23 protein-coding genes and 2 pseudogenes are annotated in these 26,705 nt (G+C 70.6%); 11 read left to right on the top strand and 14 right to left on the bottom strand.

Going from position 1 to position 26,705, the window contains the following annotated elements:
• The first annotated feature begins 3 nt into the window (after positions 1 to 3).
• On the top strand, positions 4 to 1,440 hold the full coding sequence (gene radA / locus FVA80_RS26305; protein ID WP_147909603.1) for a DNA repair protein RadA: 1,437 nt from the start codon (positions 4 to 6) through the stop codon (positions 1,438 to 1,440).
• A gap of 6 nt (positions 1,441 to 1,446) precedes the next feature.
• Here radA and moaA read toward each other — a convergent pair whose 3' ends face one another.
• A complete protein-coding gene (moaA, locus tag FVA80_RS26300; RefSeq protein WP_246692152.1) occupies positions 1,447 to 2,505 on the bottom strand; it encodes a GTP 3',8-cyclase MoaA in 1,059 nt (352 codons plus the stop codon).
• An 81-nt stretch (positions 2,506 to 2,586) separates the two neighbouring features.
• Between moaA and FVA80_RS26295 the strand changes: the two genes are divergently transcribed.
• The 4 genes from FVA80_RS26295 (at position 2,587) to FVA80_RS26280 (ending at position 4,046) form a co-directional block, all read left to right on the top strand.
• Positions 2,587 to 3,009 carry a DUF971 domain-containing protein gene (locus FVA80_RS26295; RefSeq protein WP_147909604.1) on the top strand — a complete coding sequence of 141 codons (423 nt, stop codon included), beginning with the start codon at positions 2,587 to 2,589 and terminating at the stop codon, positions 3,007 to 3,009.
• 78 nt (positions 3,010 to 3,087) lie between these two features.
• Positions 3,088 to 3,315, top strand: a complete 228-nt coding sequence (locus tag FVA80_RS26290; RefSeq protein WP_147909605.1) for a hypothetical protein — start codon at positions 3,088 to 3,090, stop codon at positions 3,313 to 3,315.
• A 41-nt stretch (positions 3,316 to 3,356) separates the two neighbouring features.
• Entirely contained in the window at positions 3,357 to 3,605 is a 249-nt protein-coding gene (locus FVA80_RS26285) for a type II toxin-antitoxin system RelE/ParE family toxin (protein ID WP_246692469.1), read from the top strand.
• Between the two features lie 114 nt (positions 3,606 to 3,719).
• A complete protein-coding gene (locus FVA80_RS26280; RefSeq protein WP_147909606.1) occupies positions 3,720 to 4,046 on the top strand; it encodes a cupin domain-containing protein in 327 nt (108 codons plus the stop codon).
• Positions 4,047 to 4,097: 51 nt separating this feature from the next.
• On the opposite strand, the gene FVA80_RS26275 is transcribed toward FVA80_RS26280, so the two are convergent.
• Together FVA80_RS26275 and mdoH are read right to left on the bottom strand one after the other, a co-directional pair.
• Positions 4,098 to 4,757: a L,D-transpeptidase gene (locus FVA80_RS26275; protein WP_147909607.1), complete on the bottom strand. Its 660-nt coding sequence runs from the start codon at positions 4,755 to 4,757 to the stop codon at positions 4,098 to 4,100.
• 237 nt (positions 4,758 to 4,994) lie between these two features.
• Positions 4,995 to 6,964: pseudogene (gene mdoH, locus FVA80_RS26270) on the bottom strand (glucans biosynthesis glucosyltransferase MdoH).
• 295 nt (positions 6,965 to 7,259) lie between these two features.
• On the opposite strand from mdoH, the gene FVA80_RS26265 reads away from it, so the two are divergent.
• The gene (locus FVA80_RS26265) at positions 7,260 to 8,768 is read left to right on the top strand and encodes a glucan biosynthesis protein (RefSeq protein ID WP_147909609.1); all 1,509 of its coding nucleotides are present in this window, start codon (positions 7,260 to 7,262) and stop codon (positions 8,766 to 8,768) included.
• 10 nt (positions 8,769 to 8,778) lie between these two features.
• On the opposite strand, the gene FVA80_RS26260 is transcribed toward FVA80_RS26265, so the two are convergent.
• The 5 genes from FVA80_RS26260 to dnaK all read right to left on the bottom strand — a co-directional run bounded on the left by FVA80_RS26260 (position 8,779) and on the right by dnaK (position 15,004).
• The gene (locus FVA80_RS26260; protein WP_147909610.1) at positions 8,779 to 8,979 is read right to left on the bottom strand and encodes a hypothetical protein; all 201 of its coding nucleotides are present in this window, start codon (positions 8,977 to 8,979) and stop codon (positions 8,779 to 8,781) included.
• 121 nt (positions 8,980 to 9,100) lie between these two features.
• Positions 9,101 to 10,573: a glucose-6-phosphate dehydrogenase gene (zwf, locus tag FVA80_RS26255; RefSeq protein ID WP_147909611.1), complete on the bottom strand. Its 1,473-nt coding sequence runs from the start codon at positions 10,571 to 10,573 to the stop codon at positions 9,101 to 9,103.
• A 251-nt stretch (positions 10,574 to 10,824) separates the two neighbouring features.
• The gene (locus tag FVA80_RS26250) at positions 10,825 to 11,463 is read right to left on the bottom strand and encodes a phospholipid methyltransferase (RefSeq protein WP_147909612.1); all 639 of its coding nucleotides are present in this window, start codon (positions 11,461 to 11,463) and stop codon (positions 10,825 to 10,827) included.
• Positions 11,464 to 11,664: 201 nt separating this feature from the next.
• Positions 11,665 to 12,807, bottom strand: a complete 1,143-nt coding sequence (gene dnaJ / locus FVA80_RS26245) for a molecular chaperone DnaJ (RefSeq protein ID WP_147909613.1) — start codon at positions 12,805 to 12,807, stop codon at positions 11,665 to 11,667.
• A 277-nt stretch (positions 12,808 to 13,084) separates the two neighbouring features.
• Entirely contained in the window at positions 13,085 to 15,004 is a 1,920-nt protein-coding gene (gene dnaK, locus FVA80_RS26240; RefSeq protein WP_147909614.1) for a molecular chaperone DnaK, read from the bottom strand.
• A gap of 389 nt (positions 15,005 to 15,393) precedes the next feature.
• Between dnaK and FVA80_RS26235 the strand changes: the two genes are divergently transcribed.
• Positions 15,394 to 16,398: a hypothetical protein gene (locus tag FVA80_RS26235; RefSeq protein ID WP_147957901.1), complete on the top strand. Its 1,005-nt coding sequence runs from the start codon at positions 15,394 to 15,396 to the stop codon at positions 16,396 to 16,398.
• Between the two features lie 140 nt (positions 16,399 to 16,538).
• Here the strand turns inward: FVA80_RS26235 and FVA80_RS26230 are convergent.
• A pseudogene (locus FVA80_RS26230) lies at positions 16,539 to 16,913 on the bottom strand (tautomerase family protein).
• A gap of 58 nt (positions 16,914 to 16,971) precedes the next feature.
• Positions 16,972 to 17,670, bottom strand: coding sequence for a glutathione S-transferase C-terminal domain-containing protein (locus FVA80_RS26225; RefSeq protein ID WP_147910515.1), 699 nt, complete (start codon positions 17,668 to 17,670; stop codon positions 16,972 to 16,974).
• Positions 17,671 to 17,784: 114 nt separating this feature from the next.
• Between FVA80_RS26225 and FVA80_RS26220 the strand changes: the two genes are divergently transcribed.
• Positions 17,785 to 18,360: a TetR/AcrR family transcriptional regulator gene (locus FVA80_RS26220; protein ID WP_147910516.1), complete on the top strand. Its 576-nt coding sequence runs from the start codon at positions 17,785 to 17,787 to the stop codon at positions 18,358 to 18,360.
• Positions 18,361 to 18,576: 216 nt separating this feature from the next.
• On the opposite strand, the gene FVA80_RS26215 is transcribed toward FVA80_RS26220, so the two are convergent.
• A complete protein-coding gene (locus FVA80_RS26215) occupies positions 18,577 to 19,197 on the bottom strand; it encodes a YqgE/AlgH family protein (RefSeq protein WP_147910517.1) in 621 nt (206 codons plus the stop codon).
• A gap of 172 nt (positions 19,198 to 19,369) precedes the next feature.
• On the opposite strand from FVA80_RS26215, the gene FVA80_RS26210 reads away from it, so the two are divergent.
• Together FVA80_RS26210 and FVA80_RS26205 are read left to right on the top strand one after the other, a co-directional pair.
• Positions 19,370 to 19,648: a hypothetical protein gene (locus FVA80_RS26210; protein WP_147910518.1), complete on the top strand. Its 279-nt coding sequence runs from the start codon at positions 19,370 to 19,372 to the stop codon at positions 19,646 to 19,648.
• Between the two features lie 103 nt (positions 19,649 to 19,751).
• Positions 19,752 to 20,231: a peroxiredoxin gene (locus FVA80_RS26205; protein WP_147910519.1), complete on the top strand. Its 480-nt coding sequence runs from the start codon at positions 19,752 to 19,754 to the stop codon at positions 20,229 to 20,231.
• Between the two features lie 73 nt (positions 20,232 to 20,304).
• Here the strand turns inward: FVA80_RS26205 and FVA80_RS26200 are convergent, their stop codons facing one another.
• Positions 20,305 to 21,063: a restriction endonuclease gene (locus tag FVA80_RS26200; protein WP_147910520.1), complete on the bottom strand. Its 759-nt coding sequence runs from the start codon at positions 21,061 to 21,063 to the stop codon at positions 20,305 to 20,307.
• A 97-nt stretch (positions 21,064 to 21,160) separates the two neighbouring features.
• Positions 21,161 to 21,583: a MucR family transcriptional regulator gene (locus FVA80_RS26195; RefSeq protein ID WP_147910521.1), complete on the bottom strand. Its 423-nt coding sequence runs from the start codon at positions 21,581 to 21,583 to the stop codon at positions 21,161 to 21,163.
• A gap of 374 nt (positions 21,584 to 21,957) precedes the next feature.
• Between FVA80_RS26195 and FVA80_RS26190 the strand changes: the two genes are divergently transcribed.
• Positions 21,958 to 24,633: a bifunctional acetate--CoA ligase family protein/GNAT family N-acetyltransferase gene (locus tag FVA80_RS26190; RefSeq protein WP_147957900.1), complete on the top strand. Its 2,676-nt coding sequence runs from the start codon at positions 21,958 to 21,960 to the stop codon at positions 24,631 to 24,633.
• Between the two features lie 246 nt (positions 24,634 to 24,879).
• Here FVA80_RS26190 and FVA80_RS26185 read toward each other — a convergent pair whose 3' ends face one another.
• Positions 24,880 to 26,520 carry a L,D-transpeptidase family protein gene (locus tag FVA80_RS26185; protein WP_147957899.1) on the bottom strand — a complete coding sequence of 547 codons (1,641 nt, stop codon included), beginning with the start codon at positions 26,518 to 26,520 and terminating at the stop codon, positions 24,880 to 24,882.
• Positions 26,521 to 26,705: the final 185 nt, after the last annotated feature.

The following is a 26,705-nucleotide window of genomic DNA, read 5'->3' as shown; positions in this document are numbered from 1 at the left end:
CGAATGGCCAAGATCCACCAGACCTTCGTCTGCCAATCCTGCGGGGCGGTCTACAACCGCTGGCGCGGGCGCTGCGAGGCCTGCAACGGCTGGAACACGATCGTCGAGGAGGCCGCCGCGGCGCCGGGCCAGTCCGGTCCGGTCGCGACCCGGCCGTCCCGCGCCCGCGGCCGGGTGTTTCCGCTCGAGGGCCTGACCGGCGAGACCAAGGAGGCGCCGCGCATCCCCTCGGGGATCGGCGAGCTCGACCGGGTCACCGGCGGCGGCTTCGTGCGCGGCTCGGTGATCCTGCTCGGCGGCGATCCCGGCATCGGCAAGTCCACCCTGCTGATGCAGGCCTCCGCCGCCATGGCGGGGACCGGCGAGCGGGTCGCCTACATCTCCGGCGAGGAGGCGGTGGGGCAGGTGCGCCTGCGGGCCGAGCGGCTGGGCTTGAGTTCCCGTCCGGTGGATCTGGCCGCCGAGACCAATGTCGAGGACATCATCGAGACCCTCAGCCAGGGCCGCCCGCCGGCGCTCGCGATCATCGATTCGATCCAGACCATGTGGACCGAGACCGTCGAATCGGCCCCCGGCACGGTCACGCAGGTGCGCTCCTCGGCCCAGGCGCTGATCCGCTTCGCCAAGACCACCGGCACCGCGGTGATCCTGGTCGGCCACGTCACCAAGGACGGACAGATCGCCGGCCCCCGGGTGGTGGAGCACATGGTCGACGCGGTGGCCTCGTTCGAGGGCGACCAGGGCCACCATTTCCGCATCCTGCGCGCCGTGAAGAACCGCTTCGGCCCCACCGACGAGATCGGGGTGTTCGAGATGACCGATGCGGGGCTCGCCGAGGTGCCCAACCCCTCGGCCCTGTTCCTGGCCGGGCGCGACCATCAGGCCGCCGGCACCGCGGTCTTCGCCGGGATGGAGGGCACGCGGCCCCTGCTGGTGGAGATCCAGGCGCTGGTGGCGCCGTCCTCGCTCGGCATGCCCCGCCGGGCCGTGGTCGGCTGGGACCCGAACCGGCTGTCCATGGTGCTGGCCGTGCTGGAGGCCCATGGCGGCATCCGGCTCGGCACCCACGACGTTTACCTGAATGTCGCCGGCGGCCTGCGCATCACCGAACCGGCCGCCGACCTCGCGGTGGCGGCTGCCCTGGTCTCGTCCCTGTCGGGGGCGGTGCTGCCGCCGGAGACCGTCTATTTCGGCGAGATCGGCCTGTCCGGGGCGATCCGCCCGGTGGCGCAGGCGGGCGCCCGGCTGAAGGAGGCCCAGAAGCTCGGCTTCGCCAAGGCGCTGATCCCCCAGGGCCGCGGCGAGGGCGACAAGGCTCTGGCGGTGGAGACGCTGCGCCACATCGCCGACCTGGTGGCGGGAATCAGCGCCGGGGCGCCGCGGAGGGGATCCGGACAGCGCGGACGAGCGCAGTCGCGCTACGCCGACGAGGAGATGTGACGCGCGCTACCCGCCCGTCACGCTCATGTGGCGCGGCACCGCGGCCGGGCGCTGGCGCTCGATGACGAAGTCGTGGCCCTTCGGCTTGCGCGTGATCGCCTCGACCACCGCCGCCGCCAGCACGGCATCATCCGGGGAGGCGCGCAGCACGGCACGCAGATCCGCGGAATCCTCCTGGCCGAGGCACAGGTAAAGCTGGCCGGTGCAGGTCAGGCGCACCCGGTTGCAGCTCTCGCAGAAATTGTGGGTCAGCGGCGTGATGAAGCCGAGCTTGCCGCCGGTCTCCTCGACCCGGACGTAGCGCGCCGGGCCGCCGGTGCGGTCGGAGAGCGGGGTCAGGGTGAAGCGGCTCTCCAGGCGCTGCCGCGCCACCGAGAGCGGCAGGAACTGGTCCGTGCGGTCGGCCTCGATCTCGCCCAGCGGCATGACTTCGATCAGCGTCATGTCCATGCCCAGACCGTGGGCCCAGGTGATCATATCTGGGATTTCGTCGGCGTTGACGTCGCGCAGGGCCACCGCGTTGATCTTGACCTTCATGCCGGCCGCCCGCGCGGCCGCGATGCCGTCGAGCACCACCGGCAGGTCGCCCCGCCGGGTGATCGCCCGGAACTTCTGGGGGTCCAGCGTATCCAGGGACACGTTGATCCGGCGCACCCCGAGGCTCGCCAGCTCGGCGGCGTAGCGCGTGAGCTGGGTGCCGTTGGTGGTGAGCGTCAGCTCCTCGAGCGCGCCGGAATCGAGGTGGCGCGACAGGCGGCGGAACAGGTGCATGATGTCGCGGCGGACCAGCGGCTCGCCGCCGGTGATCCGCAACTTGCGCACGCCCCGGGCGATGAACACGCCGCAGAGCCGGTCCAGCTCCTCCAGGGTCAGCAGGTCGCGCTTGGGCAGGAACTGCATGGTCTCCGACATGCAGTAGGCGCAGCGCAAATCGCAGCGATCCGTCACGGAGATGCGCAGGTACGAGATCGCCCGCTGGAACGGGTCGATCAGCGGTGCGGGGTTCGGCGCGCGGGGCGCCGCGACCGAAAACCCCTGCGGCGTGCTGGAGATGTCATCGAGCATGATTGAGCATATGATGCCCGATACGGTCGTGGGCAAGCCGACCCCGGGCCGCGGCCCCGGAATGCTTGAGGAGTGTGACCCGTGAACGAGGATCTGTGGCCGACCGAGATCCGCCTGTCGGCCGACCGGCGGGTGCTGAACGTCGCCTTCGAGGACGGAGCGCGCTTCGCCCTGCCGGCCGAGTACCTGCGGGTGTCGAGCCCGTCGGCCGAGGTGCAGGGACATTCGCCCTTGGAGCGCAAGGTGATCGGCGGCAAGCGCGCCGTGGCGATCCTGGCCGTGGACCCGATCGGCAACTACGCGGTCAAGCTCGGCTTCGACGACATGCACGACACCGGGATCTACGGCTGGGAATACCTCCACATCCTCGGCCGCGAATACGAATCCCGGTGGCAGACCTACCTCACAGAACTGGCCGAGCGCGGGCTCGACCGCGAGACCGCGCGCACCGCCCCGGTGAAGCAGACCGGGGGCTGCGGCTCGGGCTCGTGCGGCTGCCATTGAGGTCGACTGGTCAGAAAGCCGGCAGCTTCTGCGCCAAGACGACTTCTCTCGGCAATGATTCTGACGCACGATGACGGCATGACGGAGCTTCTCGACCGAGCCATCGCGCGCGTGCGCATGCTGCCCTCCGAAACCCAGGACGAGCTGGCCGGCGTCCTCCTGCGCCTCGCCGGCGAGGACGAGCCTGTCTACCGGATCAGCCCGGAGGAAGAAGCGTCTTTCGTGAACTCGCGCGCCCAGGCGGCGCGGCGTGATTTCGCTTCGGATGAGCAGATCCGGGCGATCTGGGCGAAGCACGGGCTTTGAGACTGCGCTTTACCGCGGATGCGGCGGCGGAACTTGAGCGTGTGCTCTCGGAGATCGCGCAGGCATCGCCTCAAGGGGCACGACGCGTTCAGGGCCGGATCCAGATTGTCCTCGATTTCCTTCTGGATCAGCCGAGAAGCGGCCGGTTGACGAGCCTAAAAAATCTCCGGCACATCGCAGTGCGACCCCACCCGTATTTAATTTTCTACGAGGCTTCCGAAGACGAAGTCGTCATCATCGGAATCCGCCATGGTGCCCGTGCCCCCTCCTCGATGCCGGGAGCGCCGTGACGCGCGGTCGGGCCGATCGGGCGTTCAGATCTGACCGGCTCTTCGGCCGACGATCGCATCCTCATCTTTGGACGTTCGGTGCGAGCCGGACGTCCCGCCAGCCCCGGAGCCACCATGGCCTTCACCTGCACGATCCCCGCAGTGCCCACGATCCAGCAGGACGATGCCACGGTCCGCATCACCCGCTGGGATTTCTCGCCCGGGGCGGTGACCGGCTGGCACGAGCACGGCTGGCCGTATTTCGTGGTGATGCTGGTCGAGGGCGTGCTGCGCGTCCATGACGGGGCGGCGGTCAGCGAGACCCTGCTGGCGGCCGGGCAATCCTACATGCGCCCGGCCGGAATCCGGCACGACGTGATGAACGGGTCGGAGCACCCGATCGCGTTCATCGAGATCGAGGTGAAGCGCCCCGACGCGCTGGTGACATTGCCTGAGGCCTGAACGCAAAAGGGCCGGCCTCGCGGCCGGCCCCATCCAAAAAGTCCCAAAACATCAGCGCTGGACGATGACCTTCGTGCCGACCTTGGCGCGGGTGTAGAGGTCGGTGACGTCGTCGTTCGTCATGCGGATGCAACCCGAGGAGACGGCGGTGCCGATGGTCTCCGGCTCGTTCGAGCCGTGGATCCGGTAGATCGAGCCGCCGAGATACATGGCGCGGGCGCCGAGGGGGTTCTCGATCCCGCCCTTCATGTAGCGCGGCAGGTCGGGCCGGCGGCGCAGCATGGTCGACGGCGGACGCCAATCCGGCCACTCGCGCTTCATCGTGATGGTCTGCACGCCGCCCCAGGTGAAGCCCGGACGGCCGACGCCGACGCCGTAGCGCAGGGCCTGGCCGCCGCCCATCACGTAGTAGAGCCGCCGCTCGGCCGTGGAGACCACGATCGTGCCGGCGCCGTAGGGGCCGCTATACGCCACGGTCTCGCGCGCGATCGCCGACATCTGCGGCACCGCCGCGTCCATGGGGTCGGCCGGGTTGAGGGAGGCGTTGGCCACCGGTACCGCCACGGTCTCGACGGCCTGCGGACGCACCCGCACGGACAGTGCATCGTTCAGAGGCTGACGGGTCAGCGGGTCGATCTCGTAGGCGAACGCCGGCGCGGTGCAGGCGACCGCGCCGAAGAGCCCTACGAGGGCGGGAAGGAAACGACGCATCAAAGCCTCTCGGGGCAGGCGCGAAATGGAGTGGGAACGCAGCGAATTACTGGGGCACGATGCCGTGCCGATCCTCGCCAAGGGGTAAACGCTCGCGTCCCAAAACCAAGTCTCAAACCGCCCCGCTCGGCCGGTTCCGCCCCTCCGTGACTCGATGGCAACACTGTGGCAGCTTGGCCATAAGCGCGGGATGGGCCGGGGCGTTTACGCGTACCCGCCCCGGTCCAGCGCCGACGCTCACGCCTCGTCGGCGGCGAGCCAGATCGTGGGCTCCAGGGCCGCCGCGCGGACGAGGGCCGGCGCGGCGGCCGGGAGGCCGCGGATCTGGCTCAGCTCGGCCAGCTCGGGCGCCTGCGCGGTGTCGTCGGCGGTGAGGAACAGGCCCCGGGCCCGGGCGGCGCGGCCGAGATCGGCCCGGCTGGTCCAGACGCTCTGCGCCGGGCTCGTGAGCAGCGCGAGCGCCAGGGGCGCCAGCCACAGGCCGAGCCAGGCATCGCCGGCCCAGACCAGGGCGAAGACGATCAGCGCCCCGACCACCACGGCGTCGGCCTGCAGCCGGAACGCCTCCGACCAGGAGACCTGCCGGTCGTCGCGGTCCTGGGTCTCCCAGCGCACCACCCGGCCCAGGAAGGTCGAGACCACGGCGCCGGCGGTGAACAGGGTCAGCACCGGCCACAGGATCACCCACACGGCCTGCTCCAGGGCGGCACTCGCCAGCAGCGCCCGGGTGCCGCCGAACGCCGCCCGGCGCCCGGGCGAGGCGAGGACGTGGCCGAGGCTCAGGACCTTGGGCAGCGCCAGCACGGCGAGGCTGAGGGCGGCGAGGCCGTGGGCGGCGGCGCCGTGGCCGGTCAGCCCGTAGGCGAGCAGGCCGAGGTCGCCGGTGCGGGCCGCCTGCCAGGAGGCCAGACCCAGGAAGGCGATCCAGAGCGGCAGCATGCCGTAGGCCAGGATGCCGACCGCGAGGTGCCAGCGGCTGGCCGCGTGCAGCCCGGCCCAGGGCAGGACGCGCAGGTGCTGCAGGTTGCCCTGGCACCAGCGGCGCTCGCGGCCGAGCAGGTCGACGAGGTTCGTGGGCATCTCCTCCCAGGTCCCGCCCATCTCGGGCAGCAGGCGAACCTCCCAGCCGGCCCGGACCATCAGGGCGCCCTCGACGATGTCGTGGCACAGGATCTCGCCGCCGAGCGGCGCCCGGCCGGGCAGGACAGGCAGCTGCGCGTTCTGCGCGAAGGCCTCGATCCGCAGGATCGCGTTGTGGCCCCAGTAGCTGCCCTCAGGGCCCTGCCAGGTCTCGAGGCAGCGCAGGGCCAGCGGCGCGTAGAGGCGCACGGCGAATTGCTGGATCCGGGCGAACAGCGTGTCCCGGCCCGCCGCGTACGAGACGGTCTGGATCAGGCCGGTGCGGGGGCTCTCGTCCATCAGGCCCACGAGCCGGGTCATGGCGGCGCCGGTCATCAGGCTGTCGGCGTCGAGGACGATCATGTAGGCGTAGTCCGCGCCGTGGCTGCGGCAGAACGCGCCGATGTTGCCGGCCTTGCGGCCGGTGTTCTCGGTCCGGCGGCGGTAGCGGATCCGCGGCAGGGCCGGGTCGGCCTCCGCCCAGGCCAGGATGCGGGCGAATTCGTGTTCCTCGACGGCCGCGATCGCGCCGTCCCGGGTGTCCGACAGGACGAAGATGTCGATGGCTTTCCCCGAGCCCTGCGCCTGCTCGCGCGCCAGCGAGCGGGCCATCACCCGGAGCCTGGCGAACACCGCCACCGCGTCCTCGGCGTGGATCGCCACCACGGCGGCGGTCCGGCCGGAGCCCGCGGCGGGCGCTTCGGCGGCCTCCGCCCGGCGCTCCAGCACCGACTTCGCCCGGTCGCCCAGGAGCGTGGCCACGAGCCCGTAGACGTATTGGCAGGCGACAAACGCCTGCCAGCCCATCAGCAGGCCGAACAGGACCAGGAGGGTCCAGGCCAGCGGGCTGCCGCCGGCCGGGTAGGCGGTGGCCGCCAGCCATGCGAGACCGCCCCGGTGGCGAGGCTCGGGACCGCCAGGGCGAGGCGCCGGGCCAGCAGGGCCCGGCGGCGGCCGGCCCAGGCCTCGGGTTCGGGGGGAACCGCGCCGGTCCATACAGGCTGGGGATCGGGAATGCCCGGACAGGCGTTCCGGTGCGGCCGCTCGGCGGAGGCGGTGACGCGTGAGGAGGGGACGCGTGAGGACATGGCGCGAGGAACTCGACCGTGGAAGCCTGCCGGCTGCCTCGCCGCGGGCGGGCGGGAACCGATGAGCGTGGACACCGATATGCGGGGCGAGGACACGCAGCCGACCCGGCCGCACAGGCAGCCGGAGGCCGAACGGATCGATCCCCCCTCCCGACGCCGCGTTCTCAGGACGGCCCTGACCGCGGCTGCCGGCAGTATTCTACCTAGCGCTATAGATCTGAATGGCGCCCGAACATGGGCCGGACCGGCGCTTCAGCCGCAGGGACCGGTCTCCGGGGCTTCCGAGGACGCCCCGATGACCTTCGAGACCCTGGTGGCGCAGGCCGAGCGCCTGGCGGCCGCCCCCTACGCGGCCCCGCCCAGCGAGCTGCCGCCCGCGCTGACCGGGCTGGATTACGACGGCTACCGGAGCATCGTCTTCCGGCCATCCGAGGGGGTGCCGCTGGGCCGCCATTTCAGCGCGCAGCTGTTCCACCGCGGGTTCCTGCAGCGCAAGCGCGTGGCGCTCTACCTCCAGCCGCGCACCGGCCCGGCCCGGCCGATCCCGTACGAGAGCCGGCTGTTCGACCTCGGCGGGCGTCTCGCCGGCCAGAGTTTTCCGGCCGATCTCGGCTTCGCGGGCTTCCGCCTGCACTACGCCTTCCCGGAGATGCCGGCCTGGCGGTCCGAGGGCTTCCAGGAGGAGTTCCTGGTTTTCCTCGGCGCCTCCTATTTCCGGCTGCGCGCGGCCGGCCAGGAATACGGGCTCTCGGCCCGGGGGCTCGCCATCGGCACCGGCGCCCCGGAGGGAGAGGAGTTTCCCGACTTCGTCGCCCACTGGCTGTGCGAGCCGGAGCCGGAGGCGCGCGCCCTCACGGTGCTGTCGCTCCTCGACAGCCCGAGCGTGTCCGGCGCCTACCGGTTCGTGATCACCCCCGGAGACCCGGCGCGGATCGCCGTCACCGCGTCGCTCCACCCGCGCACCGCGATCCCGCGGCTCGGGCTGGCGCCGCTCACCAGCATGTTCCTGTACGGCCAGAACGGGCCCGGCACCCGGGGCGCCAAGCCGTTCGACGACTTCCGCCCGCAGGTGCACGATTCCGATGGGCTGTGCGTCGCCACCCCGGGCGACCGGCTGTGGCGGCCGCTGGTCAACGGACGCCGGCAGCCGCAGATCTCGGCCTTCGGGGCGAAGCCGCTCACCGGGTTCGGGCTGCTGCAGCGGGAGCGGAGCTTTGCCGCCTATCTGGACGTGGAGGCGCGCCAGGAGGCCCGGCCCGGCCTGTGGGTGTCGCCCGACCAAGGGCGTGCCTTCGCGGAGGGCGCCGTGCAGCTCTACGAGATCCCCTCGGACGAAGAGTACATGGATAACATCGTGGCGGCCTTCGCGCCGGCCGATCAGGTGCAGCCGGGCACGGCCCTGCGTCTCGCCTACGGCCTGACCACCGTGGGGGCGGAGCCCGCGGACGCGATCCCGCAACCCGCGCTCGCCCGGGTCACCGAGACCCGGTTCGGTTCGGCCGAGCGCCTGCGCCCGACCGTCCCGCCGAGGCCGGAGCGGCGCCTCTGCATGATCGATTTCGAGGGTCCGTCACTGCCGAAGGGTCCGGACGAGGCGGTCGCCGCGGAGGTCTCGGCCAGCGCCGGCACGCTGCACGAGCCGGTGGCCAACTTCGTGCCGCAGACCGGCGGCTGGCGCGTCTACGTGGAGTGGCGGCCGCCCCAGCCGATGCCGGCGGGGGACATCGTGCTGCGGGTGCGGCTGATCCGCAAAACCACGCCGCTCAGCGAGCCGCTCAGCGAGACTTGGGACGCGGTGGTCTGATGATCCCTGCTCAGGCGCTGCGCCGCTCGCGCTCCAGGCGTTTTGCGAGGCGGGTGGCGCCGTAGACCTCGCTCAGGCGGCGGCGGGCGGCGGAGATCGGCGGCGCCTGCCGCTCGACATGGGCGGCCGCGATGACCCGCAGGGCGGCGTCGACCGAGCGCTCCAGCCGGCGTTCGGCCGAGCCGGCCATGCCTGGATCCGTGTTCAGCATGCGATGATCCCTCGTGCGAGGCCGGGCCCGCCCTCTCGCGGGGCGGTGACCGGCGGCGGGGACCAATCTCGTCATCCGGCTTGACCGCATCAAGGCAGCTTGGCCGTAAGCCGCCGCGCCGTTACCGCAGCTCCTCGTGCCAGGTCCGCCCGTCGCGCTCGATCAGCGCGATGGCGGCGGTGGGCCCCCAGCTCCCGGCCGGGTAGGGCCGCGGCGCCTCCGGACGGTCGGCCCAGGCCTTGAGCACGCCGTCGGCCCAGGCCCAGGCAGCCTCGACCTCGTCGCGGCGCATGAACAGGGTGGCGTTGCCCCGGACCACGTCCATCAGCAGGCGCTCGTAGGCGTCCGGGTAGCGCTGCTTGAAGGTCTCCTCGAAGGAGATGTCGAGGTCGGTCGGGCGCAGCCGCAGGCCACCGGGGCCCGGATCCTTGGTCATCACCTCGAGCTTCATGCCCTCCTGCGGCTGCAGGCGGATCACGAGGCGGTTGGGCTCGCGCCCGAACGCCTCCTCGGGGAAGATCGAGAACGGCGAGGCCCGGAACTGGACCACGATCTCCGACAGCTTCTGCGGCAGGCGCTTGCCGGTGCGCAGGTAGAACGGCACCCCGGCCCAGCGCCCGGACTGGATCTCGACCTTCATGGCCACGAAGGTCTCGGTCCGGCTCTCGTGGCCGAGCTCGGCGAGGTAGCCCTCCACCGGCTTGCCGTCGACGGCGCCCGCCACGTACTGGCCGCGGACCGTGGCGAACTGGATGTCGTGGGCGGTGATCGGCTTGAGGGCGCGCAGCACCTTCAGCTTCTCGTCGCGCACCGAGTTGGCCTCGAGATTGAGCGGGCTCTCCATGGCGGTGAGGCACAGGAGCTGCAGGATGTGGTTCTGCAGCATGTCGCGCATCGCGCCCGAGGTGTCGTAGTAGCCGGCCCGGCCCTCGACCCCGACCGTCTCGGCCACGGTGATCTGGACGTGGTCGATCACGTCCGAGGTCCAGAGCCGCTCGAAGATCGTGTTGGCGAACCGCAGGGACAGCAGGTTCTGCACCGTCTCCTTGCCGAGGTAGTGGTCGATCCGGAAGATCTGCGATTCGGGGAAGACCTCGCCGACCGCGTCGTTGATCGCACGGGCCGATTTCAGATCCTTGCCGATCGGCTTCTCCAGCACGACCCGCGACTTCTCGCCCACGAGCCCGTGCGCGGCGAGGTTGCGGCAGATCGAGCCGTAGAGGTCGGGCGAGGTGGCGAGATAATAGGGCCGGACCTGGTCGGGCCGCTCGTCGAGCTTGGCCACGAGGTCGGCCCAGCCGCTCTCGCCGGCCCCGTCCACCGCGACGTAATCCACGTGGTCGAGGAAGGCGTGGAGCGCATCCTCGGCGAGGTCCGAGGCGGGCACGAAGCGCTTGAGCGCGTCCCTCGCATGCTCCCGGAACGCGTCGGTGGACAGCTCCGAGCGCGAGGCGCCGATGATTCGGCTGGTCTGCGGGATCTGCCCGTCCCGGAACCGGTAGAACAGCGCCGGCAGCAGCTTGCGCGCCGTGAGATCGCCGGTGGCGCCGAACACGACGCAGTCGAACGAGGCAACGGGGATGATCGTGGCCAAAAGAGCGGCTCCCTGGTGTCGTGCGCGGGTGCAGCGCGGCGGGCGCGCCGCACTGACCTAACCTGGGTGCAAACGCTTCGCCAGACGAGGGGGGACCGTCAGCAAGGTCCGCGGCGCATGCCTCCGGATGAAGAGCTGAACGCCGGCTCGGTCCGATGCAGGCCTGTCAGCGCAGCTCAGCGAAGCAACCGAGGGCTCCGCGCGGCGCGGCGTTCCGCTCGATGGGACAGTTGGTGGCAACAAGAGGTGTCCTACGGCCGGCGATACACCCAGACCCGCGCGGGCGGCAGGTTCAGCCAGACCCGGTTCGAGCGGTCCGCCGTGTAGCTGCCGGCCTCGCAGCGGGCCGGGATCGGCGGAACCACCGCGTAGGTGAACTGCACGAATGGCGCGCCCGGCTGCATCAGGTCGTGGGCGGCGTTGAGCAGGTCGAGGCGCTGCTCCAGCGGCTTGGTGAACAGCGGCAGGCTCGAGATGGTCGCGGCGGCGGGCTGGGCCAGCGCCGTCTTGAGGGTCGCGCGCATGTCGTAGGCATCGCCGCGGATCACGGTCACACCCGGGAAGCGCCGGGTCAGCAGGCGGCAGAAATCCGGGTTGAACTCCACCAGGATCAGCCGCGAGGGCGCGATGCCCCGGCGGATCAGCGCCTCCGTGACCGGGCCGGTGCCGGGGCCGAGCTCGACCACCGGGCCTTCGCGGCGCGGATCGACGTAGGACGCCATGGTCCGGGCCAGCATCTTGCCGGACGGGGTTACGGCGCCGGTCACGAGCGGCCGCTCGAACCAGGAACGGAGGAAGCGGGCTTCGTCCTCCAGGGGGTCGCGCCGCGGCCCAAGATTGTCCCCCCTGGCGGCAGGGGCCTTCGCACTGGGACGGCGGAGCGGCGGCAAGTCCTGGATTCCTCGAAGCCGATGGGAATGGAAGGCTAAGGCAACGAGCCGTCTTACAGTCAAGCCGGGCCGGCGCCTAGGGTAAGCATGCCACGCTCGCCGGATGCATAACGGGCGTGCACCGGTTCGGATCCGGCCCAACGCGCCCGCCGCCGACCGGGATGCCGATTCGACCCCGGCGAGCGCGTCGGATCGGCGTTCCTAGGGTCGAACGGCGCTGCCGAAGAAATCCCGCACCTTGGCGAAGAAGCCCGCTGATTCCGGGTGATTCTCCGGCAAGGCCGATTGGTCGAACTCCTGCAGCAGCTCGCGCTGGCGCTTGGTCAGGTTCTGCGGGGTCTCGACGAAGACCTGGATGTAGAGGTCGCCGACCTCCCGGGAGCGGAGCACCGGCATGCCCTTGCCCTTGATCCGGAACTGCTTGGCGGTCTGCGTCCCGGCCGGGATCCGCACCTGGGTCTGCGAGCCGTCGATCACCGGCACGGTGATCTCGCCCGCGAGCGCCGCCGTGACCATCGAGATCGGCACCCGGCAGAACAGGTCGGCGCCGTCGCGCTGGAAGAACTCGTGCTGCTTGATCGACAGGAACACGTAGAGGTCCCCGGGCGGGCCGCCGCGCAGCCCGCTCTCGCCCTCGCCGGCCAGCCGGATGCGCAGGCCGTCATCGACGCCCGCCGGCACGTTGATCGAGAGCGTGCGCTCGCGGTTGACCCGGCCGGCGCCCTGGCAGGTGGCGCAGGGGTCGTCGACGATCTCGCCGCGGCCGTGGCAGTTCGGGCAGGTCCGCTCGATGGCGAAGAAGCCCTGCGCGGCCCGCACCCGGCCGTAGCCCGCGCAGGTCGGGCAGGCGCGCGGCTTCGAGCCCGGCTTGGCGCCCGAGCCATCGCAGGCCTCGCAGGTCACCGAGGTCGGGATCCGGATCGTCTCGGCCTTGCCGATGAAGGCCTCTTCGAGGGTGATCTCGAGGTTGTAGCGCAGGTCTGAGCCGCGCTCGCGGCCCGGCGTCCCGCCGCCACGGCCGCGCTGGGCGCCGCCCCGGCCGTCGCCGAAGAAGTTGTCGAAGATGTCCGACATGAAGTCGCCGAACTCGTTTCCGAATCCGGGGCCGCCCGCACCCTGGCTGAAGGCGGCGTGGCCGAACTTGTCGTAGGCCGCGCGCTTCTGCCCGTCCGAGAGGCACTGATAGGCCTCGTTCAATTCCTTGAACTTGATCTCGGCTTCCTTGTCGCCGGGATTGCGGTCGGGATGAAAGGTCATCGCGAGCTTGCGGAAGGCGACCTTCAGCTCACCTTCCGTCGCGGTCTTGGCGCATCCCAGGATCTCGTAATAGTCCCGCTTCGACATCCCACCCAGTCTCCGGACACTCAGAAGGCGCTGTGTTCCCTGGACCTGTCCCCAGGACCCGCCGGGGCGGGCCGTTCAGGGGGCGGTCTCGAGCAGGGTGAGCGGGCCGAGGCATCGCCGCGATCGTGGCGACCCCGGCGCTCTAGCATGAGCCGGCCGGTCCGAGGTTGAATTCGGACGATATCCGGGTCCTGCGGCGCCCGCGCAACAGCGCGTCTCACAAGCAGAGGCGGGGCCGGATCGCTCCGGCCCCGCACGGTCCTGTCGAAACGACGCCTCAGGCGCGCTTCTTCTGGTCCTTCTCGTCGACCTCCTGGAAGTCGGCGTCGATGACGTCGTCCTTCTTCTCGGAGGCGCCCGCCTCGGCACCGGCCTCGGGGCCGGCACCCTGCTGGTTGGCGCTGTACATCGCCTCGCCGAGCTTCATCGAGGCCTGCATCAGGTCCGTGGTCCGGGCCTTGATGGTCTCGACGTCCTCGCCCTCGAGCGCGGTCTTGAGCGCGGTCATCGCGGTCTCGATCGCGCCCTTGTCGGCGGCCGGGACCTTGTCGCCGTACTCCGCGACCGACTTCTCGGTGGCGTGGACCAGGCTCTCGCCCTGGTTCTTCACCTCGACCAGCTCGCGGCGCTTCTTGTCCGCCTCGGCGTTGGCCTCGGCGTCCTTCACCATCCGGTCGATGTCTGCGTCCGAGAGGCCGCCCGAGGCCTGGATGCGGATCTGGTGCTCCTTGTTCGTCGCCTTGTCCTTGGCCGTCACGTTGACGATGCCGTTGGCGTCGATGTCGAAGGTCACCTCGATCTGCGGCATGCCGCGGGGTGCCGGCGGGATGCCGACGAGGTCGAACTGGCCGAGCAGCTTGTTGTCGGCCGCCATCTCGCGCTCGCCCTGGAAGACCCGGATCGTGACGGCGTTCTGGTTGTCCTCCGCCGTCGAGAAGGTCTGGGACTTCTTGGTCGGGATCGTGGTGTTGCGGTCGATGAGCCGGGTGAACACGCCGCCCAGCGTCTCGATGCCCAGCGACAGCGGGGTCACGTCGAGCAACAGCACGTCCTTGACGTCGCCCTGGAGCACGCCCGCCTGCACGGCGGCGCCGATCGCCACGACCTCATCGGGGTTGACGCCCTTGTGCGGCTCCTTGCCGAAGAAGGACTTCACCACCTCCTGGATCTTGGGCATCCGGATCATGCCGCCGACCAGCACCACCTCGTCGATCTCGGAGGCCGACACGCCGGCATCCTTGAGCGCCTTGCGGCAGGGCTCGATCGTGCGCTGCACCAGGTCGTCCACCAGCGACTCGAACTTCGCCCGGCTGAGCTTCAGCGCGAGGTGCTTCGGGCCGGTCTGGTCGGCGGTGATGTAGGGCAGGTTGATCTCGGTCTGGGTGGCCGAGGACAGCTCGATCTTCGCCTTCTCGGCGGCCTCCTTGAGGCGCTGGAGGGCGAGCTTGTCCTTGGTCAGGTCGATGCCCTGCTCCTTCTTGAACTCGGCGGTCAGGTACTCGACCACGCGGTTGTCAAAGTCCTCGCCGCCCAGGAAGGTGTCGCCGTTGGTGGACTTCACCTCGAACACGCCGTCGCCGATCTCGAGGATCGACACGTCGAAGGTACCGCCGCCGAGGTCGTAGACCGCGATGGTGCCGGCCTTCTTCTTGTCGAGGCCGTACGCGAGGGCGGCCGCGGTCGGCTCGTTGATGATGCGCAGCACCTCGAGGCCCGCGATCTTGCCGGCGTCCTTGGTCGCCTGGCGCTGGGCGTCGTTGAAGTAGGCCGGGACCGTGATGACCGCCTGCGTGACCGGCTGGCCGAGATGCGACTCCGCGGTCTCCTTCATCTTCTGGAGCGTGAAGGCGGAGATCTGCGAGGGCGAATACTTCTTGCCGTCGGCCTCGACCCAGGCGTCGCCGTTGTCGCCGCGGACGATCGTGTAGGGGACGAGGCCCTTGTCCTTCTGGGTCATCGGGTCGTCGAAGGTGCGCCCGACGAGCCGCTTGATGGCGAAGAACGTGCGCTCGGGGTTCGTGACCGCCTGGCGCTTGGCCGGCTGGCCGACGAGCCGCTCGCCGTCGTCCGTGAAGGCGACGATCGACGGCGTGGTGCGGGCGCCTTCAGAATTCTCGATGACCCGGGGCTGCGTGCCTTCCATGACGGCCACGCACGAATTGGTGGTGCCCAGATCGATACCGATAACTTTACCCATGGTGGGATCCCTCTTCTGTCGCGTTCAAGCAGACCGCCGAGCCCCGAAGCAGCTCGGCCCATGGCGGATGTGCATGTGATGTGAGTATGGGACCCGGGCCGGATCAAGGGCCGTGAACGGCTGAAATCCAGCGCGTAATCCCGCGTCGAGGGCGATATAAGAACCCCCGGACGGGCTCGCAAGGCAAAGCCGGCCCGTTGGCCCCGGCGATCGGATTTTCTGCCAACGCGTTGGCGCTCCTGAAAAATCCTGCCGTGACGCCGGCCCTACCCGAATGGCGTCGATGCATTTTGTTGCTCTGCTGCCACGTCAAGGCCATCGATGGCGTGTTAACGGTTCGACAAGGGGTTGAGCGTGGCCCCGCCACCTCGTCCTCTCGTCAGAGCCAGATGCCTCGGACCCGCAGCCTCCTGCTCCCCCGCCTGCTCCCCGTCCTGGCGGCCGCGATCGCGGTTCCCGCGCTGCTCGGCGCCCCGCCGGCGCAGGCCCAGAACTTCTTCGAGCGCCTGTTCGGGATCAAGCCCGAACGGCCGCCGGTGCCGCCCCGCGGCGTGCCCGAGGGTCCGCCCGCGGCCCCGCCCCGGGGAGCCCGGCCCCGCCCCATCGTCGCCCCTCGAGGCGAGCCGGCCCGCTCCGGCCCCGCCCGCCCGGTGGTGCTGAAGGCCCCCTCCGAGGACGGGGTGATCGGGCCGGAGCTCCAGCTCAACGGCATGTCCGGCACCCTGAAGCTGGAGCGGGCCGGCACCGCCGTCACGGCGCGGATCAAGCTGCCCGGCACCAAGATCTCGCAGCCGGCGGAATCCTGCACGGTGCCGCTCGCCAACGGCAACCCCATTACCCTGTCCTCCGAGGGCAAGCCCGAAGGCGCGCCGCGCTTCGAGGCTGCCGGGGCCGAGTGCCCGCTGCGCTTCGACGTGGTCGAAGGCGGGATCCTGGTCACGTCGCTGGGCCAGGGACCGATCTGCACCTTCTCGAATGCCGATTGCGCGACCACCCCCGTGGGGCTGTGGGGGCCGGCGGGCGCTAGCCTGATCCCCCGGGCCGGGGAGTTCGACACCGGCCGGGGCGTCGCCGACAAGGCGGTACGCGACAATTACAAGTTGATGACCCAGCGCGCCCGGCGCGAGGACGTGCGCCCGATTGTGAGCGAGCAGGCGGCCTTCTCGGCCGACCGGGAGCAGCTCTGCCGCAACTACGCCCGCGAGGGCACGCACGGCTTCTGCCACCTGCGGGTCACCGAGAACCGGGCCCTGGCGCTCGCCACCCGCCTGGGCGCCAACACGGCGGTTCCGACCGCCGCGGCGGCCCCGCGCCGGTCCCGGCCCAGGCCCGCCGCGGAGCCGGCCGTCGACGGGGTGAACCCGGACACCGCCGGCGAGATGCCGCCGGAATAGGGTCAAGATCCGGTCGGGCCCGGCCGTGCGAAGGGCTGCTTGCGACCCAACGCAGCCGCCCGAACCGCCGTCGGCGCTTCCCCAAAGCGGTCATCAATCCGCGGCCCTTCAGTTGTGGGCCGCGGTGATATCGGAAGTCGTTACCACGGCTGACCATCACCGAACGACCAGTCCTCCTTCTCGACAAAGACCATGTTGATCATGATGTCGTCAGGTCGGACCCCCAATTTCGATTTCAGGTCGTCGGCAACGAAGCGTTAGAAGGCGAACTTGGTTTCGTTCTTGTTGCCGGCAGTGCTCGTCACCTGGATCGAAATGAAGTTCGGAGACCGGCCGAAGCCAAGACATTGCGGATCATAGAGAAGATTATCGGCTTTGTGCTCGCCGATAACTACGAAGCGGTCGCCATCAGGCGCTTCGAGGATGTCGACGATGCCTTGATCGACGATGTCCGCCACGGCAGCGCGGTACTCGGGGCTTTTCCCCGCGATCAAATCGATACGTGCGAAAGGCATGATGACCGCCTCGGGCAGGATTGCGGTCGGACCCTGGCCGGGACCGACCACTGGGCGCTCACGTCCGGTTGTCGATCTCCGGCACACCGCTGCTCCTGTCCGCATAGGCAGCGATGAAGGTCGGCCGAGACTGCCAGCGCCGCCAGAAGGCATCGAGATGCTCGAAGCGCTCATCGAGCGGAGTGGCGTTCACCGGGAACTTGGAGAACGCGATCGCCGTCGCCAGCGTGATGTCCGAGAACGTCGGTTGATCGCCTCCCAGCAGCCACGCACGGCCGTCGGCGAGATGCCGATCGACGAGCCCGGCATGCGCCAGTGCCACCTTGCGGGAATGCTCGCCCCAGGCCGGATTGCTGGTCAGTTCGAGCTTCGGGCCCAGGCCCTGATGCAGGACATGGAATGCGGTGACGATGGGATAGAGGATGTGCACCCACACCCGGTTGTCCCACATCTGATCGAGGCCGCGCTCGTGCGCCGTCTCTCCCATGATCTTGCGGCCTTCGAACGTGTCGTCGAGGTAGCGGGCGATGGCGGAGGTCTCGCTCAAGTAAGAGCCGTCGGCGAGCGCGAGGGTCGGTGTCTCGCCCCAAGCGTTCATCTTCAGGTGCTTCCAACCGCGCTGCTCGCCGACCGGTGACATGTCGTAGACCGTCTCGTCGAAGTGATCGGCGATGCCCTTCTCGTGCATGAAGATCCGCAGACGCTGCGGGTTCGGGAAGGCCGAGGGTGAGGTGAAGAGCTTGAGCTTGTCGGGCATCGTCGTCGCGCTTTCCTGAAGAGCTTGCCTGTCTGTCAGTTGACAGATTGCAAGCTAAGACCGGCTTCTTGTGCCGTCAACCCCTGTCTGTCATATGACAGGTGGAGGTTGAACATGGCAGCGACGTTGAAGAGGGATGTGCGCGAGGCGATCCTCGTGGCCGCCAGGGAGGCGGCGATGGCCTATGGATACGGCGGTATCAATTTCCGTGACCTCGCGGAGGCCGTTGGCATCAAGGCCGCCAGCATCAACTACTACTTCGCCAATAAGGCCATCCTCGGCGAGGCAGTCGCGCGCCGCTATTGGGAAGACATTGCCCGCGCTCTTGAAGCTATTTCAACGGATGCGCAAAGCCCGATGGACGCGCTGCGGCAATATCCCGGCATTTTTCGCCTCTCTCTGCAGCGCAACAATCGCATGTGCCTCAGCAGCTTCATGGCGACAGAGTGTGACGCGTTGCCTGAGCAGGTCCTGAAGGAGGTCCAGTCTTTTGCAGACGTCAATACGGCCTGGCTACGCGAGCAGCTGGTTGCCGCGAAACTCGTTGAGCCAAAGGACGGGGAGACGAGAGCCCGTGCCATCTATGCTGCTGTGGCCGGAGCTCAGATCATCGCTCGAAGCCGTTCGGACGTAAGTCTGTTCGACTCGTTGGTGAGGAGCTATCAAGAGGCGGGACTCCTGCCGAACTGATCGAAAGCCCGCACGAAGAGAAGGGCCGCTTCCAAGCCCTGCCGCTCAGAAGCGGATCGGCGGAAATCCATCCTCAACGGATCGGCGCACGGTCAAGCCGATTGGGTCTGGACCCTGGAGCATCGTCCCGGACATCGGAACCGGCACGACGCGCCAGATCCGTGTTCTCGCACCGTCGTGTTCCGAAAGCCGGCAGCCGCCGTTCGGGCCGACGAGTCAGGCCCGCCCGGCGGTCATCGACAGCATGGCGGGGTCGATGCCGTTGGCGCGCAGGGCCAATTCGTACTTGGCGTCGAGGTCGGTGTCGAAGATCAGCGCCGGGTCGGCCGGGCAGTTGAGCCAGCCGTTGGCCATGATCTCGCTCTCGAGCTGCCCCGCCTGCCAGCCGGCATAGCCGAGCGCCAGCACGGCGCTGGCCGGGCCCTCGCCGCTCGCGATGGCGCGCAGAATCTCGACCGTGGCGGTGAGGCAGATGCCGTCGTCGATGATCAGCGTCGATTGCTGGATGTGGAAGTCGTCGGTGTGCAGCACGAAGCCGCGCCGCCCCTCCACCGGGCCGCCCATCAGCACCGGCATGTGCCCGACCCGCTCGCGCAGCCGGATCGCGTCCGCCTCCGGGGCGACGTCGAGCTGGACCAGCAGGTCCGGCATGCTGATGTCGGTGGCCGCCTTGTTGACGATGATGCCCATCGCGCCGTCGGCCGAATGGGCGCAGACGTAGATCACCGAGCGGGCGAAGCGATCGTCGGCCATCCCGGGCATCGCCACGAGGAACTGGCCGTCGAGGAAGCTCGAGCCGGTGAGCGCGGATTGCGCGGGCGAGGCTGGGTTCGACATGCGCGTATGCTACGCGGCCCCCTCGCCTTGTCCAGCGGACAAAGCGCGCGCCGCCCCGGCCCTACCCGGCTGGAAAGGCGCTGTCGAATCTGCGGGCGGATCGCTATATATCCTCGCCCCCGGGCATTGGAATTTGCACAGGCCTGATCTGGCCGCGAGAAGGAGGCGTCCCATGACGGACGCTGCATCCCCGGCTGCCTTCGACATCGAGGCACAGCGCGCCCAGATCCAGCGGGCGCAGGAGGAGACGGGCAAGTTCGTCGCCGAGCAGCGCAAGCTGATGGCCGAGGCAGCCAAGCTGGCCACAGAGCAGCTCAAGATGTCGGCCGAGGCGGCCAAGCTCGGCCGCGACCGGGCGCTGGCACCCTGGCAGGTCGCGTTCTCGGGCATGGCTGCCGGCGCGGCCTTCTTCGGCGCCGGCGCCGCCTTCATCAAGCTCCTGGGGCCTTGAGCGCGTCGGCGCCCGACCGTCCTCGACAGGCGCGGTCCACCACGCTAGGTCAGCCGCGATTGTTCAGCGCGCGATCGGAGCGCGCAGCAACGAGGGACCCGCGATGATTCAGGTCGGCGATCACCTGCCCCAGACCACCTTCCGGGTGACTGGCCCCGAGGGCCCGCTCGCCCGCACCACAGACGACGTGTTCAAGGGCCGCCGCGTGGTGCTGATCGGCGTGCCGGGCGCCTTCACGCCGAGCTGCCACCGCAACCACCTGCCCGGCTTCGTCTCGAAGAAGGACGAGATCACGGCCCGCGGCGTCGACGCCATCGCGGTCACCAGCGTCAACGACGTGTTCGTGATGGACGCGTGGTCGAAGGCCAGCGATGCCGAGGGCCTGGAATTCCTGGCCGACGGCAACGCCGACTTCGCCAAGGCCATCGGCCTGGAGATGGACGGCACCGGCTTCGGCCTCGGGATCCGCTCCAAGCGCTATTCGATGCTGGTCGAGGACGGCGTGGTGAAGATCCTCAACGTCGAGGAGACCCCCTCGAAGGCCGAGGCGTCCGGCGCCGAGGCGCTGCTCAAGGTCCTCTGAGGCCATCGGGGCTTCGCGCCCCGATACCTCGCCGAAGGGCCTCGGCCCTTCTGGATCTCGGAACCCGCCCCCGCTACGCCCGGTGCGCGCCGGCGAGGTCGATGTCGTCCAGCGCGTCGTGGTGCAGGAGCAGCACGCCGGTCGCCGCCGCCAGGCGGCGCGCCGCCGGGGTGAAGCCGGCATTCGACACCACCGCGGCCCGGTCGCCGGCCCAGTAGCGCAGGGCGGCCGCCGCCTCCTGCACGGCGGCGTTGCCGACGGGCTTGGCCAACCGCTTGCACTGCACGATCAGCCGGAGCCCGTCGCGCACGGCCACGATGTCGGCGCCCTGGTCGCCGCTCGGCGGGGTCCGGTGCGCCCGCCAGCCCGCCCGGGCCAGGCGGTCGGCGCAGTAGCGCTCGTAATTGATCCCGTCGCCCGGCGCCTCGTCCTCCTCGGGCAGCGCGATGGCGGCGGCCTCCGCCTCCACGATCGCCAGCATCCGGGCGCGCTCCGACTCGGCGAGGTCGGCAAACCGCGGCCCGACCTGCGGCAGGACGGTGCGGTCGAGGAAGTACGCCCGCTCCCGCAGCCAGCCATCCTCGATCCGGTTGCCGTAGGCGTCGGAAAAGCTCTCCTGCCGCCGTCGCAGCGCCAGGGTCTCGCCGTGGGCCCGGGCGATCCGGCGCACCCGGGCCCGGAACCGGCGGGGCCGTCCGAGGTGGCGCCCGAGGACCAGCACGAGGGCGAGCCCCGTGGCCGCGAAGGCCGGCGGTCCGTACCAGAGCCCGAGCGGGCAGCCGATCACGGCCGTCCAGAACAGGCGGGCGACGGGGTTGGGCTTGCCGGGCATCGGATCTCGGGTCGCGGATGAGCCCGCCGACCCTGGCAAGCGCCCCTTGCCCGATGCTGAATCCCGGCGGGAAAGCTGTGGACGCCGGCCCGCGGGCCTAGCCCGTCTGGCCCTTCCGGCGCTGGTGGCCGAGCCCCATGCTCTTGGCGAGGCTCGAGCGCGCGGCGGCGTAGTTCGGTGCCACCATCGGGTAGTTGGGGGCGAGCCCCCACTTCTCCCGGTAGGCTTCGGGCGTCAGGTCGTACCGGGTGCGCAGGTGCCGCTTGAGCGACTTGAACCTCTTCCCGTCCTCCAGGCACACCAGGTAGTCGGGCTGGATCGAGCGCCGCACCGAGACCGCCGGCCGGAGCTCCTCCACCGGCGGCGCCGGCGGCTGGCTCAGCCCGTGCAGGGTGGCGTGGACCGCGGCGATCAGCCCGGGCAGCTCCGGCACCGGCACCGGGTTGTTGCTCACGAAGGCCGACACGATGCCGACGGACAGCGTCAGATAATCCAGGTCCTCTCCGACCGTGGCGTCCATCCCGAAACCTCCCGTCGCTTCGTCTCGGCCGCCATCGTTCGGCGTGTGCCGGCCGGAATCTGTGTCTATCGAGGCTGATACAGGCCTATAAAGCGGCAGGTACTATGATGTGATCAATATAAGGGCAAGACCAATTTATAAGCGATCACAACAGCCATCGTGATAGCAGCCTGCATTGTCGGATACTGTACAAAGCCGGCTCATCCCGTGGCGGCTGGCGCGGATCCTGCGCGGCATCGGTGCATCCGGGCGTTGCACCTGCGGGAGATTGTGCCATCTGGTAGGGTGGCGGGCGCGCCTTGGCACGCCTTGCCCAAGCGCGTCACCCAGGCGAGGGCCCCCATGCGCGCGCACAGATTCGGGCCTTCGGCGCCGTGAGCACCTACCGCTTCGACAAGCTCCTGGCGCCGCGCTCGGTCGCGCTGGTCGGCGCCGTGGCCCGCGAGGGCTCCCTCGGGCGCAGCGTGCTCGACAGCCTGCGCCGGGCGGGGTTTCCCGGTGCGATCCTGCCGGTCCAGCCGGATCACGAATCCGTGGACGGCCTGCCCTGCGTGCCGCGGGTCGCCGACCTCACCGTGGTGCCGGACCTCGTGCTGATCGCGGTACCGCCCGCGAGCGTGCCCGAAGTGGTCGCCCAGGCCGCCGCGATCGGTGCCGGGGCGGCCGTGATCCTCACCGCCCGGCTCGGCCGCGGGCCGGACGATCCCGGGCCGGTGGCGCACCGGATCGCCCGCGCGGGGGGCCTGCGCCTGCTCGGCCCCGACGGCGCCGGCCTCGCGGTGCCCGCCGCCAAGCTCGATGCCAGCCTGTTCGCCCACGCCCCGGCGGCGGGGGACCTGGCGCTGGTCTCGCAATCCGGCACGGTGGCGGCCGCCATCGTCGAATGGGCCGCCCGGCACGGGACCGGCTTCTCCGCGGTCCTGTCGCTCGGCAGCGTGCTCGATATCGGCGTCGCCGACTGCCTGGACCATTTCGCCGCCGACTACCGCACCCGGGCGATCCTGCTGTGCCTCGACCGCGTGGCCGACGCCCGGCGCTTCATGTCCGCGGCCCGGGCCGCCGCCCGCGCCAAGCCCGTGGTGGTGCTCCGCGCCGGCCGGCACCGGCCGGACACGCGGGCGGCCGTGACCCATACCGGCGCGCTCGCCCGGCCCGACGCGGTCTATGCCGCGGCCTTCCGCCGGGCCGGCCTGCTCGCCGTGCCGGATCTCGACGCGATGTTCTCGGCGGTCGAGGCCCTGGGGCGCCAGCGCCCGTTCCCGGGGGACCGCTTGGCGATCCTCACCAACGGCCGCGGCATCGGGCTGCTCGCCGCCGACCGGCTGACCGACCGCGCGGGCATCCTGGCGGAGGTCCCCGAGGCCGAGGGCCGGCCGGCCGGCAATCCGATCGATCTCGGCATCGATGCCGGCGGCCCGGCCTTCTCGGCCGCCCTGGCGCCGCTGCTGGCCGACCGGAGCAGCGACGCGGTGCTGGCGATCCACGTCCCCACGGTCCGGTCGGATGCCGGCGCGGTGGCCGGGGCGATCGCCGAGACGGTCACCCGCGCCCGCGCCGGCCAGACCCGAAAGAAGCCGGTCTTCGCGGTGTCGCTGGGCGATGCCGAGGTGGCGCGCGCCGCCTTCGCGGGGGCCGGGATCCCGCATTTCGCCACCGATTCTGAGGCGATCGAGGGGTTTTTGCACCTCGTGCGCTATCGCGAGGCGCAGGACGACCTGATGCGCACGCCGGATTCGCTGCCGCGGGATTTCTCCCCCGACACGGCCCGGGCCCGCTCGATCGTGGCCGCCGCCCTGCGCCAGGGGGCGGCCTGGCTCGACCCGGTCGCAGTGAACGGGCTGCTCGAGGCCTACGGCATCCCGACCGTGCCGATCACCCTCGCCCCCGACCAGGATTCCGCCGCGACCGCGGCCTGGCCGATCATCGCGGCCGGCGGCACGGTGGCGCTCAAGGTCGTCTCGCCCGACGTGGTGCACAAATCCGATATCGGCGGCGTCCGGCTCGATCTCACCAGCGAGGCCGACGTCCGCGATGCCGCGCGCAGCATCCTCGCGCGCGCCCGGCGGGAGCGGCCGGACGCCCGGGTCACCGGCTTCGCGGTGCAGCCGATGGTCCGGCGGGGCCAGCGCCGGGAGCTGATCGCCGGGCTCGCCGAGGACGCGGTGTTCGGGCCCGTGGTGGTGTTCGGCCGAGGCGGCACGGCGGTAGAGGTGATCGACGACCGCGCGCTCGGTCTGCCGCCCCTCGACCTCGCGCTCGCCCGCGATCTGATCGGCCGCACCCGGGTCGCCCGGCGCCTCGAAGGCTACCGCGACGTGCCGGCCGCCGACCTCGGGGCGATCGCCCTGACCCTGGTGAAGCTGTCCCAGCTCGCCGCCGACCTGCCGCAGGTGCGCGAGCTCGACATCAACCCGCTCTTGGCCGACGAGACCGGCGTGCTGGCGCTGGACGCCCGGGTCCGGATCGGCCGCGCGGAGCGGGGATGCCAGGGCCGCGGCCACCCGCGCTTCGCGATCCGGCCCTATCCGGCGGAATGGGTCCGCACCCTCAACCTCAAGGACCGCACGATCCGGGTACGCCCGGTGCGCCCCGAGGACGAGGGCCTGTTCCTGGCCTTCTTCAAGGGCCTCGATCCGGAGGACCTGCGGCTTCGCTTCTTCGGGCCTGTGCGCGAGTTCAGCCACGCGTTCCTCGCCCGGCTGACCCAGCTCGACTACGCCCGGGCCATCGCGTTCGTGGCCACCGAGGTCGATCCGCAGGGCGGCGAGCGCATGCTCGGCGCCGTCCGGCTGCACGCCGACGCCAACCACGAGAGCGGCGAATACGCCATCGCGGTCGGCCGCGACGCGCGGGGCACCGGCCTCGCCTTCGCGTTGATGCGCCTGATGATCGACTGGGCCCGCTCCGAGGGCGTCGGCCGGGTCGAGGGCATGGTGCTGGCCGAGAACCGCCCGATGCTGGCGGTCTGCCGCCGCCTCGGGTTCAGCCAGGGGCGGGACCCGGAGGATCCGGGCCTGGTGCAGGTGAAGCTGGAGCTTGGGGTGGGGTAGGGGCGGCATCCGAGAAGGGTGCCGATTTCGGAAAAGGTGCTCGCAGGACGAAACACCTGCGTCGTTCCGGGGCGCCGAAGGCGAGCCCGGAACCCAGGGACGCCGACGGTGCAAATGCTTGAGCTGTCAGCGGTTATGGATCCCGGGCTCCGCTTCGCGGCACCGGGATGACGGGGCGGGCCATCAAGCGCGCCCGGTCACGGATCGTCGTCGCTCGGATGTTGCGGACGACCGACCGGATCAGCTTCAGCGGGGCGGCTGCAGCGCGTCCGGATTGCCGCCCTCCGTTGCCGGCTTCACAACCGTCGCCTTGCTGACCGACGGCTTGGACACCGCCGGCTTCGGAGGCGTTGCCGCGGCTGGCTTCGGCGTCGCTACAGGCGGCACAGCGGCGGCCGGCGCGATCGCCCCGGTTGCGGAGGGCTCGGTGGCCGGCGTGTCGAGGTTGTAGATGTCATCGCGAAAATGCGCCGTCCCGTCCGGTGTGGCGTAGCCCGTCAGGTACACGAAGGTCACCGGCACCGGCTTGACCAGCTTGATGTCGCGGCGCTCTCCGTCGGCGATGCCGGTCTCGATCTCGATCGGCCCCCAGCTCGTGCCGGGCCCGTTGGGGCCGTCGGTGCCCTGCAGCAGCCAGCCGACCAGCTCCTTCACCTGCCCGACCCGGACGCAGCCGTGGCTGTGGAAGCGCACGTTGGCGGCGAACAGGGACTTGGCCGGCGTGTCGTGCATGTAGACGGCAAAGCGGTTCGGCATGTCGATCCGCACCTGGCCGAGCGAATTGTCGAAGCCGGAATCCTGGCGCAGCGTGTAGGCCGCCGCCTTGTTGCCGGCCCAGTCGATCCGGGTCGGGTCGACCTCGCCGGCGGGGCCGAGCATGCGGATGTGGTTCCGGGCGAGGTAGCCCGGGTTCTTGCGCATCTGCGGGATGATCTCGTTCTTCACCACCGAGGCCGGCACGGTCCAGGTCGGGTTGAAGTTGATGTCGGTGATCCGGGTCTCCACCGTGGGTGTCGCCTTGTCGGGGGAGCCGACCACCGCGACGTAGCGGCGTGCCACCACGCCGTTCTCCACCGCCTCGACGATGGCCGAGGGCACGTTGACCACGACGTAGCGCTCGCCGAACGGGAATTTCGAACCCATCAGCCGGGCCGCCGAAGCCGCGAGCTGGCGCTGCCGGGTGGCGGCCGGCACGTTCAGGGCGTTGATCGTGAGCCGGCCCAGGATGCCGCTGTCGGGCAGGCCGTGGCGGCCCTGGAACGCCGCGATCGCGGCCACCAGCGGCGGGTCGAGGCGGTCGCTCGGCGGCGCGTCTACGGGCAGGTCGCCGGTGAGCGTCAGGTGGTGGCGCAGCGACGGGATCGCCGGGCTGCGCTCCCCGGGCTTCAGCCGGATCAGGTCGTCGGGCAGCCGCTCCCAGCCGCCGGCCTCCGCGAAGGCGGCGTAGCGGTCGGCCACCTTCAGCGTGTCCAGGAAGGTGCGGGCGGTGAGCGTCGGGGTCGGGTCGGTGGAGACCTTGGCGTAGACCAGCGGCGCCGGCTCGCGCGGTTTCTTTGGGGATTCCGGCGGCTTGACCTCGGAACTTTTGGCCTCGACCGGCCGGCTCTCGGGCGTCTTCGCGTCGGACTTCACTTCGGCCTTCGCGTCGGTCTTCGCGTCGGCCTTCACTTCGGCCTTCGCGCCTTGGGCCCTGGGCTCCGGACTCTTCACGGGTTCCGGGGCCGGCGGCACAACGACCGGGACGGCGAGCGGCGGGGCCGCCGCCGCCGCGGGTCCGGCCGGGGCCGGGGCGCCCTGCGCCAGCGCGGCCACGGGGCCGCCGAGCAGCGCCAGCACCGAGAGACCGGTGCCGAGGCGAGCGGGAAGGCGGAAACGGGTCGGGACCATACGCAACACTCCCGACGGCGCCCGGGACGGCGCGGTCGGGCGGGATGATGGAGCGGTACGGTTACCAATCTCCTCCGGTGAATCGCCCCTGGCGGCGGGGCCCGTTCACCATCCCCCGAGGGGGATCGCTTCCGGACCCGGGGGCGGATATCGATTCGCGCGGAAAAGGCGCACCCTGCCGGGCC

The organism is Methylobacterium sp. WL1, assembly GCF_008000895.1.
In the GTDB taxonomy this organism is placed as follows: Bacteria; Pseudomonadota; Alphaproteobacteria; order Rhizobiales; family Beijerinckiaceae; genus Methylobacterium.
The sequence above is the reverse complement of the archived record's forward strand: the minus strand, read 5'-3'. Positions and strand labels throughout refer to the sequence as shown.

What these genes read in the sequence shown, in the direction of transcription:
- radA (WP_147909603.1), top strand. Translation starts at nt 4, where the DNA reads ATGGCCAAGATCCACCAGACCTTCGTCTGCCAATCCTGCGGGGCGGTC.
- moaA (WP_246692152.1), bottom strand. Translation starts at nt 2,505, where the DNA reads ATGCTCGATGACATCTCCAGCACGCCGCAGGGGTTTTCGGTCGCGGCG.
- FVA80_RS26290 (WP_147909605.1), top strand. Translation starts at nt 3,088, where the DNA reads ATGACGGAGCTTCTCGACCGAGCCATCGCGCGCGTGCGCATGCTGCCC.
- FVA80_RS26280 (WP_147909606.1), top strand. Translation starts at nt 3,720, where the DNA reads ATGGCCTTCACCTGCACGATCCCCGCAGTGCCCACGATCCAGCAGGAC.
- FVA80_RS26275 (WP_147909607.1), bottom strand. Translation starts at nt 4,757, where the DNA reads ATGCGTCGTTTCCTTCCCGCCCTCGTAGGGCTCTTCGGCGCGGTCGCC.
- FVA80_RS26265 (WP_147909609.1), top strand. Translation starts at nt 7,260, where the DNA reads ATGACCTTCGAGACCCTGGTGGCGCAGGCCGAGCGCCTGGCGGCCGCC.
- FVA80_RS26260 (WP_147909610.1), bottom strand. Translation starts at nt 8,979, where the DNA reads ATGCTGAACACGGATCCAGGCATGGCCGGCTCGGCCGAACGCCGGCTG.
- dnaJ (WP_147909613.1), bottom strand. Translation starts at nt 12,807, where the DNA reads ATGTCGAAGCGGGACTATTACGAGATCCTGGGATGCGCCAAGACCGCG.
- dnaK (WP_147909614.1), bottom strand. Translation starts at nt 15,004, where the DNA reads ATGGGTAAAGTTATCGGTATCGATCTGGGCACCACCAATTCGTGCGTG.
- FVA80_RS26235 (WP_147957901.1), top strand. Translation starts at nt 15,394, where the DNA reads ATGCCTCGGACCCGCAGCCTCCTGCTCCCCCGCCTGCTCCCCGTCCTG.
- FVA80_RS26225 (WP_147910515.1), bottom strand. Translation starts at nt 17,670, where the DNA reads ATGCCCGACAAGCTCAAGCTCTTCACCTCACCCTCGGCCTTCCCGAAC.
- FVA80_RS26220 (WP_147910516.1), top strand. Translation starts at nt 17,785, where the DNA reads ATGGCAGCGACGTTGAAGAGGGATGTGCGCGAGGCGATCCTCGTGGCC.
- FVA80_RS26215 (WP_147910517.1), bottom strand. Translation starts at nt 19,197, where the DNA reads ATGTCGAACCCAGCCTCGCCCGCGCAATCCGCGCTCACCGGCTCGAGC.
- FVA80_RS26210 (WP_147910518.1), top strand. Translation starts at nt 19,370, where the DNA reads ATGACGGACGCTGCATCCCCGGCTGCCTTCGACATCGAGGCACAGCGC.
- FVA80_RS26205 (WP_147910519.1), top strand. Translation starts at nt 19,752, where the DNA reads ATGATTCAGGTCGGCGATCACCTGCCCCAGACCACCTTCCGGGTGACT.
- FVA80_RS26200 (WP_147910520.1), bottom strand. Translation starts at nt 21,063, where the DNA reads ATGCCCGGCAAGCCCAACCCCGTCGCCCGCCTGTTCTGGACGGCCGTG.
- FVA80_RS26195 (WP_147910521.1), bottom strand. Translation starts at nt 21,583, where the DNA reads ATGGACGCCACGGTCGGAGAGGACCTGGATTATCTGACGCTGTCCGTC.
- FVA80_RS26185 (WP_147957899.1), bottom strand. Translation starts at nt 26,520, where the DNA reads ATGGTCCCGACCCGTTTCCGCCTTCCCGCTCGCCTCGGCACCGGTCTC.